The 13,244-nt window shown below is 37.5% G+C and carries 19 protein-coding genes, 1 pseudogene and 1 riboswitch; of the genes and pseudogenes, 7 read left to right on the top strand and 13 right to left on the bottom strand.

Annotated features, from left to right (window positions below; translation table 11 throughout):
• Positions 1-199 precede the first annotated feature (199 nt).
• From ribH to ribE, 3 genes and pseudogenes are all read right to left on the bottom strand, one after another.
• Positions 200-670: a 6,7-dimethyl-8-ribityllumazine synthase gene (gene ribH / locus ACHABU_RS17645; RefSeq protein WP_435766281.1), complete on the bottom strand. Its 471-nt coding sequence runs from the start codon at positions 668-670 to the stop codon at positions 200-202.
• Between the two features lie 33 nt (positions 671-703).
• Positions 704-1,306, bottom strand: a pseudogene (gene ribB / locus ACHABU_RS17640) (3,4-dihydroxy-2-butanone-4-phosphate synthase); the annotation flags it as partial.
• Between the two features lie 17 nt (positions 1,307-1,323).
• On the bottom strand, positions 1,324-1,974 hold the full coding sequence (gene ribE / locus ACHABU_RS17635; protein WP_435766280.1) for a riboflavin synthase: 651 nt from the start codon (positions 1,972-1,974) through the stop codon (positions 1,324-1,326).
• Positions 1,975-2,165: 191 nt separating this feature from the next.
• Positions 2,166-2,313, bottom strand: a riboswitch (FMN riboswitch).
• A gap of 501 nt (positions 2,314-2,814) precedes the next feature.
• Between ribE and ACHABU_RS17630 the strand changes: the two genes are divergently transcribed.
• The 7 genes from ACHABU_RS17630 (at position 2,815) to ACHABU_RS17600 (ending at position 7,325) form a co-directional block, all read left to right on the top strand.
• Positions 2,815-2,997 (top strand): helix-turn-helix domain-containing protein, encoded by a 183-nt coding sequence (locus ACHABU_RS17630; protein ID WP_435766279.1) that lies wholly within the window; start codon positions 2,815-2,817, stop codon positions 2,995-2,997.
• Positions 2,998-3,094: 97 nt separating this feature from the next.
• Positions 3,095-3,268: a hypothetical protein gene (locus ACHABU_RS17625; RefSeq protein WP_435766278.1), complete on the top strand. Its 174-nt coding sequence runs from the start codon at positions 3,095-3,097 to the stop codon at positions 3,266-3,268.
• 109 nt (positions 3,269-3,377) lie between these two features.
• Positions 3,378-3,800 carry a hypothetical protein gene (locus ACHABU_RS17620; RefSeq protein ID WP_435766277.1) on the top strand — a complete coding sequence of 141 codons (423 nt, stop codon included), beginning with the start codon at positions 3,378-3,380 and terminating at the stop codon, positions 3,798-3,800.
• Positions 3,800-3,934: a hypothetical protein gene (locus tag ACHABU_RS17615; protein WP_435766276.1), complete on the top strand. Its 135-nt coding sequence runs from the start codon at positions 3,800-3,802 to the stop codon at positions 3,932-3,934. The genes ACHABU_RS17620 and ACHABU_RS17615 overlap by 1 nt, the downstream gene beginning before the upstream one ends.
• Entirely contained in the window at positions 3,935-6,154 is a 2,220-nt protein-coding gene (locus ACHABU_RS17610) for an ATP-binding protein (RefSeq protein ID WP_435766275.1), read from the top strand.
• 128 nt (positions 6,155-6,282) lie between these two features.
• Positions 6,283-6,846, top strand: a complete 564-nt coding sequence (locus tag ACHABU_RS17605; RefSeq protein WP_435766274.1) for a hypothetical protein — start codon at positions 6,283-6,285, stop codon at positions 6,844-6,846.
• Positions 6,843-7,325 (top strand): helix-turn-helix domain-containing protein, encoded by a 483-nt coding sequence (locus ACHABU_RS17600; protein ID WP_435766273.1) that lies wholly within the window; start codon positions 6,843-6,845, stop codon positions 7,323-7,325. The genes ACHABU_RS17605 and ACHABU_RS17600 overlap by 4 nt, the downstream gene beginning before the upstream one ends.
• Positions 7,326-7,398: 73 nt before the next feature.
• Here the strand turns inward: ACHABU_RS17600 and ACHABU_RS17595 are convergent, their stop codons facing one another.
• From ACHABU_RS17595 to ACHABU_RS17550, 10 genes are all read right to left on the bottom strand, one after another.
• Positions 7,399-8,400 carry a peptidoglycan-binding protein gene (locus ACHABU_RS17595; RefSeq protein ID WP_435766272.1) on the bottom strand — a complete coding sequence of 334 codons (1,002 nt, stop codon included), beginning with the start codon at positions 8,398-8,400 and terminating at the stop codon, positions 7,399-7,401.
• A gap of 16 nt (positions 8,401-8,416) precedes the next feature.
• Complete coding sequence (locus tag ACHABU_RS17590; RefSeq protein WP_435766271.1) at positions 8,417-8,650, bottom strand: phage holin; 234 nt, start codon at positions 8,648-8,650, stop codon at positions 8,417-8,419.
• A 4-nt stretch (positions 8,651-8,654) separates the two neighbouring features.
• Positions 8,655-9,002 (bottom strand): hypothetical protein, encoded by a 348-nt coding sequence (locus ACHABU_RS17585; RefSeq protein ID WP_435766270.1) that lies wholly within the window; start codon positions 9,000-9,002, stop codon positions 8,655-8,657.
• Between the two features lie 158 nt (positions 9,003-9,160).
• Entirely contained in the window at positions 9,161-9,307 is a 147-nt protein-coding gene (locus tag ACHABU_RS17580; protein WP_435766269.1) for a hypothetical protein, read from the bottom strand.
• The gene (locus ACHABU_RS17575) at positions 9,304-10,401 is read right to left on the bottom strand and encodes a reverse transcriptase domain-containing protein (RefSeq protein ID WP_435766268.1); all 1,098 of its coding nucleotides are present in this window, start codon (positions 10,399-10,401) and stop codon (positions 9,304-9,306) included. Before ACHABU_RS17575 ends, ACHABU_RS17580 begins: the two co-directional genes overlap by 4 nt.
• A 94-nt stretch (positions 10,402-10,495) precedes the next feature.
• A complete protein-coding gene (locus ACHABU_RS17570; RefSeq protein ID WP_435766267.1) occupies positions 10,496-10,702 on the bottom strand; it encodes a hypothetical protein in 207 nt (68 codons plus the stop codon).
• A 20-nt stretch (positions 10,703-10,722) separates the two neighbouring features.
• Positions 10,723-11,067, bottom strand: a complete 345-nt coding sequence (gene avd / locus ACHABU_RS17565; RefSeq protein WP_435766266.1) for a diversity-generating retroelement protein Avd — start codon at positions 11,065-11,067, stop codon at positions 10,723-10,725.
• A gap of 77 nt (positions 11,068-11,144) precedes the next feature.
• Positions 11,145-12,152, bottom strand: a complete 1,008-nt coding sequence (locus ACHABU_RS17560) for an SUMF1/EgtB/PvdO family nonheme iron enzyme (protein ID WP_435766265.1) — start codon at positions 12,150-12,152, stop codon at positions 11,145-11,147.
• Positions 12,152-12,535 carry an AAA family ATPase gene (locus tag ACHABU_RS17555; protein ID WP_435766264.1) on the bottom strand — a complete coding sequence of 128 codons (384 nt, stop codon included), beginning with the start codon at positions 12,533-12,535 and terminating at the stop codon, positions 12,152-12,154. The genes ACHABU_RS17560 and ACHABU_RS17555 overlap by 1 nt, the downstream gene beginning before the upstream one ends.
• 196 nt (positions 12,536-12,731) lie before the next feature.
• Positions 12,732-13,241, bottom strand: coding sequence for a signal transduction protein (locus ACHABU_RS17550; RefSeq protein ID WP_435766263.1), 510 nt, complete (start codon positions 13,239-13,241; stop codon positions 12,732-12,734).
• Positions 13,242-13,244 lie beyond the last annotated feature (3 nt).

Raw genomic sequence — 13,244 nt, 5'->3', positions numbered from 1 at the left:
GCTTACATCATTCATATCTGTAAAAAAGGAAGCCATCCCCAGCCACACCATTGCCACAATACCAAGTTGCGCAACTAACAGTTTGATTGTAATCTCCTCCGGTTCGTAAAAATTCCCTAACTAGTAGTTTATCCTACTCTCCAGTAATTTTCCATACAAAAAGCCGAGAAGACTATATACTTCCCGACTTTATATGGAATTAATTCTCTATCATTTTTATCATGTTTGCCATTTCAATTGCAGTTACTGCTGCGTCTGCTCCTTTATTGCCTGCCTTTGTTCCAGCACGTTCGATTGCTTGTTCAATCGTTTCCGTAGTTAAAACACCAAAGATGACAGGTTTTCCAGTTTGCATCGATGCATTGGAAACTCCTTTTGCTGCTTCATTACAAACATAGTCGAAATGGGGTGTGGAGCCACGTATTACTGTTCCTAATGTAATAACAGCATCATATTTACTGCTATTAGCCATTTTATGTGCGATTAACGGAAGTTCAAATGCTCCCGGAACCCAGGCTGTGTCAATATTCTCTTCTGCTACACCGTGTCTTTTTAATGTATCCAATGCCCCATCGAGTAATTTACCTGTGATAAATTCGTTAAACCTTGCCACTACAATTCCAATTTTTAAATCTGTACCTACAACATTTCCTACATATGTGTTCCCCATTTATTCCATCTCCCTATTCTAATTATGAATTAATTCATGCTTTTTCCGATAGGCAACCAAATCTGCAATTGTAATTAATTTAAGATCAAATTTTTCTGCCATTACTTCTAAGTCCGGCAATCTCGCCATCTCACCGTCTTCATTAATAATTTCACAAATGACACCTGACGGGAAAGCATCACTTAAGATTGCTAAATCTACAGCCGCTTCTGTATGCCCTGAGCGAGTCAGTACCCCGCCATTTTTTGCAATAAGCGGAAATACGTGTCCAGGACGCTTGAAATCAGCTATACCTACTTCTGGACTTGTTAAAGCTTGTATTGTGTTTGACCTTTCCACTGCACTGATTCCAGTAGTCGTATCTATGTGATCAATTGATACTGTAAAAGCTGTTCCAAGTGGGTCTGTGCTGTTAGCAACCATCATTGGAAGTCCGATTTTTTTAGCAAGATTTTCTTGAATTGGTGTGCAGACTAGCCCTTTTCCATATGTGATCATAAAATTAATAACTTCAGGTGTTGCTTTTTCAGATAAAGCTATGAAATCACCTTCATTTTCTCTATTTTCATCATCTACTACAATAACTGGTTTTCCAGCTTTCAATTCAATTATAGCTTCGTCTATTGTATGAATCATTTGCAATCCTCCTCCATTTATATGAAACCATTCGTTTTAAGAAAATTTTCGTTTATACCGTCGCTCTGATCTGTTTGCTGAGTTCTTAGCATATTTTGAACATATTTGGCTAGCATGTCACATTCAATATTGACGATATCACCCTTGCCTTTTCCACCAAGAACCGTTTCTGCCATCGTGTGTGGAATCAGTGAAATTGTAACTATATTTTTATGAACGCCAAATAATGTGAGACTTGTTCCGTCAACCGTAATGGATCCTTTATGCATTAAAAATGGAGCTAGATCTTCAGGAATTTGAATGTCATAATAAACCGCATTTTCCTGCTTCTTTTTTTCGGTAATTGTTCCGGTACCATCTACATGACCGGAAACAAAGTGACCTCCAAACCTTCCATTGGCAGCCATTGCCCGTTCCAAATTCACTTGTGAACCTGGTTTCAACAATTGTAATGAGGTTGATTGGATTGTTTCAGGCATAGCATCAACTTGAAAACTTTTCTTTGAAAAATGCGTTACCGTTAGACAAATTCCGTTAACTGAGATGCTATCTCCAATATTCACATCTTCTATTACCTTTTTAGATCCAATTGTCAGCTGAACAGCTTGTTCAGAAACATTTTGCATCTTTTCCACTGTTCCCATTTCCTCAATAATCCCCGTGAACATTTACATCTTCCTCTCCTACCTAATATTGCAATTTAAATTTATTATCGGCGTATTAAAAAAGCCTCTGAAAAATAGCTTCAGAGGCTTCAAGTTAGAATTTTAATGTACATGAATAATAATAGTGATACCAAGTACTTGCACAACGATAGAATCGTGCAAAATACGATAGCTACTATCAAATTACATGCCTAAAATCCCTTCTCTCATCCAGACTTTAACTGTCGGTTCTGGAGTCTCACCAGATCCACCGCTTGGTTTAAAAAACCGCACGGGTCACGGACTTAGAAGCAATGCTTCATTACCGCCGATTGGGAATTTCACCCTACCCCGAAGGAACTACTTTTATGATGTTGTAGTTTAGTTATAACTTATATGCGATTATACCGCAAGTTATTACGGTTGTCTATTTTTCTTTTCGGTTTGATTATGATCATTTTGGATAGTTGTTGACGAATTTAGTCAACAGTTCGTCAACAATTCAAATTCAGCTTTTTATACTTGCTTTTATCAGGTTCAGTTTTCTCGTTCCTAGTTATATTTATTTCGCAACCAAACAATTTTATTCTAATTCCTTTTTTAACAGCGTGAATAAAAATCCCTAATAAATATCCTAATATTAATCCGGTAATCAAACCCATTCCGTAAAACATAATAACACATCCTTTTTAAGTTTTTCATTGAATAGTGCATATTTCCGTTTCTACCCGCATAAGCTGGTAGCGTAGGCAACAGCTTTTATAAGATATCTATGCCCTTCGACAGGATAAGCTAAAATAACATGATATGCGATGCAGGAAATCACACCTCTTCTTTAGAATTACATATAGAGGTGAAAATATAATGGAGTGTAAGCTAAAAGAATTTTTAAGGCAAGGAGATATAATACGTCTTTCTGAAAAAACAGGCGTACATAGAAATACAATATCTTCATATATAAGAGGAACTGCCCCTCAATTAGACAAAGCATATAAAATAGCTTCCGCTTTGAACAAAACTGTATATGATATATGGCCGCCAAAATAGGCGGCTTTTTATTTGTTTATAAAAACAATATATTGTGCATAACATGTAATTGCATTACATACAATTACATATCATTACATTTAAGGGGGTTCCGGAATTGGCGACAATGAAGAATAAACCCATCTCATTTAACTTAGATAATCCGACAGATAAGTATCTATTTGATCAAATTAAAAGCGTCAAAAATTTCTCTGGTTATGCAAAGTCGCTTATCGCTAAAGATTTAAAATACAACCGCGATGTTATTAAAGTGGAAGTTGGGAATAAGTGATCAGCACTGCTCCTGCAGCAATTAACATCCATGGTAACATGTGTTTCACCTCTCTTTTTTATTAGTATGAACAAAATTTTGTGCATTATACATTATTGGAGGGATAAAAATGATTGTAAATTTAAATGGCCACTTTTGGTATGACACAGAAGAACGGATCACCCAGGAAGATTTAGCTATATTTCAAAAGTCCAACAAACTAAAAGCATTTGCCTTAACACTATGGACCACATCAGGATTATTATTCACTCAAAAAGCGCATGCAGAAAGTTTTTATGAGAGTATGCAGCCGCTTACGCATGTTTTTCAGGATATTGCATTGGGGCTCGGGATACTATTTGCTTTATCTGGATTTATCCTTTTGGGATTTAAAAAACGTGCAGGAACAGCTACATTAAAAACCACTGCCTTGGTAGTTGGCGGAGTATTTCTGGTGCCAAGTATCCTTATGCTTGTTGCAATCGTAGGAACTATGTTAAATGAAGCTCTTGTTGAAGCGTTCCAGGGTGTCAGAGACGGGGTGGGTCAATAATGAGATTCTTTGTAGGGTTATTATTCGGTTTTATAGCAGGTACTTTTTATGCAATGTATCAGACAGTGGAAGCTCCGGAAGGAAAATTAGTGGGTCTAATGGAAAATATAAAAGCGATTATGGGGGTGCTCTAAATGGAAGTAGTACAACAGGGATCCACATTTAGCTTCCGGTTTCCAAATGTAATCCAGCCATTAAAAGAATTACCAACAATAAATAAGTCTAAGCCAAAACTTGAAGCTAGGATAAATAACAAGGTAGTTCCTTTAAGGTTAGTGAGCAAACAACAGTTAAAGGGAATCCCATATAAAACTTTTCAAATTATACCCCATTCAAACGTTAAAAATAACAAAGTAGAGCAGTTTGCGGACATTATGGCAGATTCATACACGGAACTGTTTGAACGCTTAAGAAACGGCAATATAAGCGACCCAGAGCGTGTGTTTTTTGAAACTTTCATCACTAGCAAATCTTATCAAACATTCATCACTACCAATAATGATTTGTTTGATTCGATTAAGCAACAGGCTCAGGTCACTTGGAAAAATGTAACGCTCCAAGATAAAAAGAAGCAGGATAAATTTAAATCTAAAGATTGCCTAGCTTTTGATTACAAATTAAAACACCCCTTCTTCCTTTCTCTAAAAACAGATAAAACCATGCAACAAATACCTCTGGAAGAAATACTAGAAATATCCCGTTTTATGCAAGGGATGGACCAGGTATTTATCCAGTTTGGAATTCAATCTGCAGAAGAGCACTGGTATAGAGACGCCGAAAAGGAAAGGGAAGAATTCGAAAGGAAGCCTCCGAAACGATGGACTAAAAAGGAATTTCATAGGTCAACAGAATTGAAGTCCAGTCACTTCGGTTTCGATTTTACATTACGATTTATTGTGCAGTCTAAGGATGAACGCAGGAAAAGAAGGGTTGCCAGAGGATTAAATTTAGCGTTAAAACAATTAAACCAGGACAATGAACTAAAAGATAAACAAGTGAAGCCATATAAATTAGAAAAATTCATCAACAAGGTCACAAATCGTCATATATCAGTGCCCTTTCTTTTTGGGAAGCGACAAATACTTACTCCGCCGGAAATAATGCATTTTATCAAACTGCCACAGAAATCATTACAGGATGAATACCCAATTATAGAAACTGTTACAGGAAAGGAAATTGATATACCGGACGCGCTTAAAAAAGGAGGTATACCTTTAGGAGAAGTAACTTTTAAAGGGAAAAAGCAACCTATCCACATGCCGATTAATAGTTGGGATGAGTTATGTTTACCTCGTACTGTTATAGGAGGTATGGGTTCCGGTAAAACAAAAGGGTTTGGCGCTAACTGGATTGTTAATTCTGTTAATAATGGTTTTGGTGCTCTTGCTATTGATCCGGCTAAAGGGGAGATTGGAAATGAAGTTGTTGCAGCATTGCCAGCTGATAAAGTTGAAAGGATCCGCTTAGGCAAAGTTCCCATTTCTTTAGATTGGTGCGAGGTGCAACATTCATCCAGGGCAAGGAATAGACTAGCGAATACAATAATAGGATTTTTCAATACGACTACAGATGAAACCGGGGCCCAAACATCCAGGTATATACGTGCTGCAGTTATGGCCATGCAGACAGGAAAATTATCTGAGATAATACGAATATTCGAAGACAAAGAATACCGATTGGCGGCTATCAGTTATCTGAATGAAGGGCTTTATAAATCAACATTAAAAGACTTTCACGCTATGAGTGATGGTAAGAAGGCTCAAATACTAGCTCCTATTCTTAATCGATTGGACACCATCCTGGGCGATGAATATTTAGCAGAATGTATGGAGTCTGATGCTTCAATCGATATGGTTAAACTTATGAGTCAGCGAAAGGCTTTTATCTTTGATATCCCTAAATCGGAATTGGGTCCAGAAGCCGTTAACTTAATCGTTAATTTATTATCAACTAAAATAGATCTTGCGATGACATTACGAGAAGAAAAGAATCAGTTCCCCTTCTTTGTTATTTTTGACGAACCTCATCAATTCTTACGATCATCAAAAACATGGAAATCAGCTGCGGTAGAAAGTCGCAAGTGGCGAGTGGGTTATGTATGGATGTTTCACTCTTGGGAACAAATACCGCGAGATTTAGCTGAAATAATTAAATCATCAGGACCACACTATCACCTGTATACATCGAGCAAAAAGACATTTCAGGACTTAGCAGAGGAAATAAAACCATTTACCGTAGAAGATGGGTTGAAGTTGAAGAAGTTCCATGCCATTAATATAATAAGAGCGGGAGAAGATGGTTTAATAAAACCTGTAATCGCAAAGATGTGCCCGCCACCTAGTGACCGCCTTTAGCGGTCTTTTTTATTGCCTAAAAACAAATTAAAACTTTTTATATAAACCTGTTGACATGCGATAACGCACATGATATATTATAGACAGTTAATAAATGCGGTAACGCATAACAAAAGGAGATAACAAAAATGAAATTAGTAAAAGAAGTACCATTCGGAAAAGCGGTTGCTCGAATCGCTGTAGAAGCATTTGAAAATGAAATTAACTTAGACGGGGACGTTACAGGAACAGAAACAATCACTACAACAAAAATCGAAATCGTAGCAAATGGAAAAGTTGTCGAAACCGCGCGCTCTGCTAGTATGATTGAGTTTAACGAATTAACTGATACTCTTTACCACAGCCGTAAATTAGATGTTAGCAAAAAATATACAAAAGTAGGAGATCGTATTTTCACACAAGGTCATGAAATCGGGATTGCAATCAATGAAGCAATTGCGGAAATGGTAAATGAACTTACCCAAGAAGAAGAAGTTGAAATAGAAGAAATCGAAATCGCTAAAGAGACTGTAACACTTGCCGAAAAAGAAGGAACTGAAAACTTAATGACTGCTGCACAATTAAAAAAATGGAGAAGAAATTACAACGACCTCCACAACGAAGGTGAAGAGGGGTATATCCCAATCAGAATAAGTAAAGAAGCGCACCGAGAAGCACTGGAACTATTAAAAAGAAAGGATGTTGCACTATGAATAGAGACCAAAAATTCGGGCGTTTGCTAGCAATAGCGAATGTCCTCTCCCACAAAGTTTTTGAAAAGGGTAAAATCAGTATATCAGAAAAACATATGGTTCGTTTTGGTAAAAAACCGGCATTGACATTTAATAAAATCCACAAAGAGTTATTAGAGTATGCACCTAAGTTTGAACAAGATGAATTACAGTTGTTGGATATGTTTGAAGAAATTCTTTCTAGCATAGATGAAACAGAATTTAATAATGATCCATTGAAAGCTAACTATATGCATAGCTATCATACCGAACAACATGCATTAGACGGAGTGATCGGAGTGGAAGAAGCAGCTAAAATTTTAGGTCTATCGCCAGGGACAATAAAAAATTATTGTGCAGAGGGGAAAATCAAAGCTAAGAAAATAGGCAAAACGTGGATCATTGATAAACCGGAACTACGCATCGCAAATAGCGAAGAACCACGACCAGGAGGATTATAATAAAAATAAGCCCTCAACTGTTTCCGCAGCTGGGGGCTTTAATAGTAAAGTATAACAGATAGATTAAATTATTTTAGTACCCTTTTGATTTTAAAACAGCTTGTAATTTTTTCTTAGTATTCGGGCCATATACTCCATCGACCTCGTAAGGCATATAAATCAATTGGAATCGTCTTACTGCATCCTCTAATAAATCGCCATACCATCCATCAACTTTCCCACACTTGAAGTAAATAGCGTTCAATGCCCGTTGAATTTGTTCAACTTCATTAAAGGATCCACTCTTTCCACCTTTTTTATAATGTCTCCACACACCAGCAGGCAACGGATATTTATAAGTTGACTGTGGCTTTTTAGGTGTAGCCGGTTTTGGTGTATAAGCGTTTTTAGCTTTCCCTAGATTGATAACTTGTCCGATTTGTAGTTTAGCAGGGTTAACGTTTGGATTAGATGTGATTAAGTCATTAACCGTGATTCCTTCATCGTTGTTGGCAATGCCCCAAAATGTGTCACCCTCTTGAATTTTGTACGTGCCAGGAACAACACTAGGCTTCTTAGCATCCAAGAATTTAAAGGCTTCTTTATAATTGAATACACAACAAGACTTCCAAGAATAGCCTGCCATTTCGTTATGCGACTTGTCCTCTTTGCCTATCCCATCACTAACCAACGCCTCTTGCAACTCGTCAATTGTGGCTTTGGTAGCATCGTCTAAATCATCGTAACGATAATCACCTGCAACGCACATGCCTAATGCAAATTGATTGCTGTTGCCTACGTGATACGTTCTCAAGCTTATGTCATTTGCATATACGATTCTTGCTCTTTTGCCTTTTGGTGTATTAACAATATTTTTAGGCTCTATAATAATGTGGTAGCCAATGCTCGGCCAACCTAAACTAATATGATACTTTGCAAAACTTGCAGCATCCGAACCGCCTAATGTCTTTTTTGTTAATGAGTGATGCCAAACGCGGGTGGTGATTGATCGGGTACGCTTTGAGTAATTACCATCTTTGGGAATGGTTCTTCTGTTGTCGACTAATTGCGGTAAGTTTTCAAATTTATATGTCATTATTTACTCACTCCTTTTATTTTGTTAACCCGTTGCGGTCTAATACTTCTTTTTGCTTTTTGCCCTTTGCAGTTACATAGTTATTTTTAAACCACGTGGTGGCTGTAGCAATGCCTGTAAATATAATTGTAATTACTTCGTACCAAACCGCCTCGTCTCCGGGTATCGGATTTAATCCTGCGGTCACTAAAAACTGGTTAATCAATGCGATTACCAGTACGATCGTACGTATTAGAGTTCCTTTGTCCATCTTCCTAACCTCCTATCATTTTAAAAGCTAAAGTGACTATGACCGTCAAGAGTCCACCACCACCGACAACCCCACCTGTGACAATCCCGAAAAGTTTCCATTTTTCATGGTGAGTGGTAGATTTCTTTTTGAAAAATTCATCGCGCATTTGTGCATTCATATCGTTAAGAATAGCTAGTTGATCAGTATTACCTTTGTTAATAAATTCTTTTAATTCCTTAATGTCGCTTTTGAATTCTTTGTTGTCACCTTTTAAATCAGACATATCCGACTGAATCTTCTCTATATCTTTTTCATTTTTGGTTATGCGGTGTTCATGGCCCTGCAACCATTTAGGTGCTTCAATATCCATTTCCTCCATCTCCTCTTCCGGCATACTTTACCCCCTTAAAAATGTGACTTGTCTCGTATTACCTAATACCACTGCTTTAACCCTCGGCGGTGGGAGAGGTAGCGCATACTACCTCGCTTTACCCCATAAAAAAAAGAGCCTTATTAGGCGCTTAGGTTTTATTGCTCTCTCATCCATTCTTTAATGATATTTTCTTGCTCTACATTTTCATTAATAAGCCTAATGATAGATTCACTTTGCCTTGAAACTACTTGTTCGTAATGACTTATTAGGTCCAGCAACTCTTTATAAGCATCGTTAGTCATGACGCCACCTTCTCGTTGTCTTGTGTATTTCGCATTAATACGAATTCCCTTAATATTTTATTTTTCAAATTATAACAATTTGCATGCTTCATTAATCCTAAGTAGGACATAAGGGTTGACCGCACATCATCTACGTTCACCTCCCCTCGAGCGAATGAATTTTTGAGATATTTTAATCTAGCTTTCATTTTCTTAACTGTTTTCTTACTTAATTTCCGGTGCGTTGGCCAGATCCGATAACCGACATACTCAATACCATCTTTAATAGGTCTAATCGTTGTTTTATTATTTAGTTGCAGTTTTAATTCATAGGATAAAAATGCCTCTATTTCCTCAAATATCCTATGTAATTCCTTTTTATCTTCATGTAAAATAACTACATCATCCATGTATCTGATGTAGTGATGTAACTTCATTTCATGTTTTGCATATTGATCTAGTTCGTTCATGTAGAGATTAGCAAATAATTGACTAACTAGATTGCCTATTGGCATTCCGATTCCGTCAATTCTTTCTTTTTCAAACCCGTGATCTCCTAAAGGCACCCCAAAAGGAGTGTCCTCTGAACGAATTATTATATTGAGGAGCCACATTAAGTCTTTATCATTTATTTTTCGATTTAAGATGTTTATCAGAACGTCATGATCGATACGATAAAAGTATTTCGAAATGTCCAGTTTCAAGTAGTATGGCTTTTTGTGGCTTCTCTCTAATTTTCTTGACCAATATTGAACGCGATCAGCTGCCTTCTGAACTCCTTTCCCTTCTCGACAAGCAAAGGAATCGTCTATAAATTGCTTATCAAATAAAGGGTTTATTACCTGGTAGATAGCCCATTGAACTACTCTATCCCTAAATGGAAGGGCCATAATTAATCGTTTCTTTGGTTCATGCAAGTAAAATTCTCTATATCTGCCTATCTTGTATGTTTTGTGAATCAATTCATTTTGAAGTTGGATAAGGTTTTCTTCTACATTATGAGTAAATTCTAGTACTTCTCCCCTATACCGTTTTCCTTTTCTGGCATTTAGATATGCATTCCATAGATTCTCATAATCTATGATCTGTTCGTATAAACCTTTAAATCTTTTCAATTATCTATCCCCAATAAATTAATATGATGTGTTGATTGTATTACTCTTCGCTGAAATTGCTACTAACTAATTCACCAACAATTTAATTTTTCGGCTAATAAGCCGGGGAAATAAGCCCGTTTTCATTTATGCTGCCAACAAGGACCGTGTCCTTGGAGTTTCGGATAATGAGAACCAGCGCAGAGCGGAAGCCGATGTTCGAATTCGAATTCGAACGCTCGTTGTTCAGGTTCAGATAGAACACGCCGGCATTAGCACCATTGTTCCAATTGCCACCCCGTAGAGGAATACGCTCACTCATATGGCTCACTCCCCATAAAACTATTTAGCTGTTGATTTAATCCATCCTCCATGCATTTTTCCTATTTCGTTTAGGTTTCTTGACCAATTTTCATATTGTTTGAATGGCAAGAATCCCAAACCATTAGACAACCGAATAAGATAGCGCAGATTATCTATTTCAATATCAATGTCTTGGAGGGTTGTTTTCTTGAAATAACGTTTGTTCGCTCGAATTATTAAATGCAAAAGCTCATACATACTTTTCTTTATTTCAGCTGCAAGCGTGTGTCTTTCGCTTTTTGGAAATTGCCTCATGGCGACATATCCATATTCAATCATTTCATAGCATTTTTGTAATATCTTTAGATCGTCTTTGTTATTCATATTTTCTCCTTAAAATTAAGAATGCAAAGAGTCCGCTACCGCGGACTCTAACAGATTGTCAGTTTTCAGATTACAGATTACAAAACCAGCGCAGAGCGGAAGCCGATGCTCGAACCCGAATACGAACGCTCGCGGTACAGGTTCAGAGAGAACACGCCGGCATGAGCACCATTGAGCCAATCGCCACCCCGTAGAGGAATACGCTCACTGTAGTTACGGGCATAAACATAGTCTCCTCCATGATTTGCGTCAATCGGTGCGATCGCAAGATGTTTTAATAATTCAGGTATTGTATATCCTGTGTAAGCTGCCAATGTCTCAAATGTTCTTGATTTTGATTCACTTGTTGCTTCATCCATAATATAGGTTCGAGATCCGTTGATTACCAGATTTCCGGATTCAACATCAAAGAACGCTCCCGTATCCACCCATTGCAATATATCTTCAGGTGTGTTGAAATTATTATCTTGATGAACATAAATCTTACCATCCACAAGCTTAAGACCATCATTCCATTCCCAAACATTTCCGTTTAGATCGAATATCCCGGCGTTGGTACCATCATGGCTCCATGAAGCCGGCCCAGATCCAGTCGCTACACGACCTGTTTGGTCTCCTGATTTCGCGGTTTCGCGTCCTCTTTCGTAAGGAGCTGAATGATCTTTCCCATAATTATTATTCCCTCGAGGCATTGTCCCGTTTTTCTTAGCCCATAACGCAATTGCCGCCCATTCAGCATTGGACATTAAATGCCATCCTGTGCCTTTGCTAACAGAATATTGTTTAGCTTGGTCAAAATCCACATATGTGTGTGGATCCATTCCAGGAAGTGAATAAGCTCGACTATCATGAACAATATTTTGGAATTTAGAAATCCAAATTTCGGACTTAACCACTCCGTCAACAATAAACGCAGGGTGCGGAGTATCTGGCGCTCCGTCAATCACATCACTTAAGTTAAATCGAGGTATACAAACCATGATAGATGGATTTCCTTTATCGTCATACATGACTGTATTTTTTCCGTCCGTTGCTGCTTCTACTGCTTGTCTATAGGTATCTTTAATACTTAAGATAAATGGCATTATGCTTCAGCTCCTTGTTCTAAAGTTTCTTGTGTTTGATTAGTTGTTTCGAAATATTGTGGAGGCAAACCCCAGAGTCGCAATTCTACTTTCGGTAAATCAACCGGAAGTTCTACCTCTTCCATAATGTCGTTTCCTTCTTCGTCTTTTTCTCCTGTTGGTTGGAAGGAGTATTTTTTAGCAGGAACAATCACGTTCGCTACATACCAAGCACCCATGCCTTCGCGCATAGTTTCTAATTGATTATCTAGACAGATATCTATTACTCTTTCATTGGTTTTCTGTTTATCTTGCAAATCGATAGAAACATTACCAACCGTTAAAACATTTCCAGATAATGAATAACCTGCTTTTTGACCGTCGTTCGCATTTGAAATAATCATTTATAAAACCCTCCTCTTTAAATTTTGGCAATAAAAAAGACCCGTTAAAATCGGATCCTTAACTTTATAGTTTATCTTTTCTATTGTTAACAATAGCTATCCATGCTCCGACACCAAATAACATGAAATATAAAAGGATTCCTAGTAGCAGAGCAACAAAAATTTCTAATAAGGCAACCATCTTGATCACACCCTTTTAAACATTAGGATTAATCAAAGTCCATAAAAAAGAGACCGTCTTTGCAGAACCGGTCATCCGTACTTTGAAACCGTTTTGTGTTTTGTCATACACTTCTAAATCTCCTATAGCTCCCATATCGTCTGATGAAATTGGCGTTATTTTCACATCGTAGTTCGGGGCATTGATTTGCGAAAACCCCGTTAATGCTACGGTTACGAATGGCTCTGATGTTCTGAAGTACCCATCATCAGTTTCGTTGTTCGAGATGGTTTCCTGTCCTTGTAGCAGTCTCTGTTCCTTGTATTTTTCTAGTTCTAATTGACTTAAGTTGGCCAATTGCAAAGCCATCGTTGCGACTAACCCGATATCGAAATGCGAGGTTAAAATACCTGCTTCTATATTCCCTAATGTTGTTTCTGCGATAGGAGTGCCTTCTACTAAAGTATCGCCCGTTGTACTATCCTTAACCTGATCTTCCCATTCTGTTGGAACATAAGATTGTTCGCGATATTGTTTTATTGTCATGTT

The sequence above is a fragment of the Oceanobacillus sp. CF4.6 genome (assembly GCF_051262635.1).
Classification (GTDB): domain Bacteria; phylum Bacillota; class Bacilli; order Bacillales; family Amphibacillaceae; genus Oceanobacillus.
Note: the sequence above shows the minus strand (reverse complement) of the source record. Positions and strands in the feature narration are given on the sequence as shown.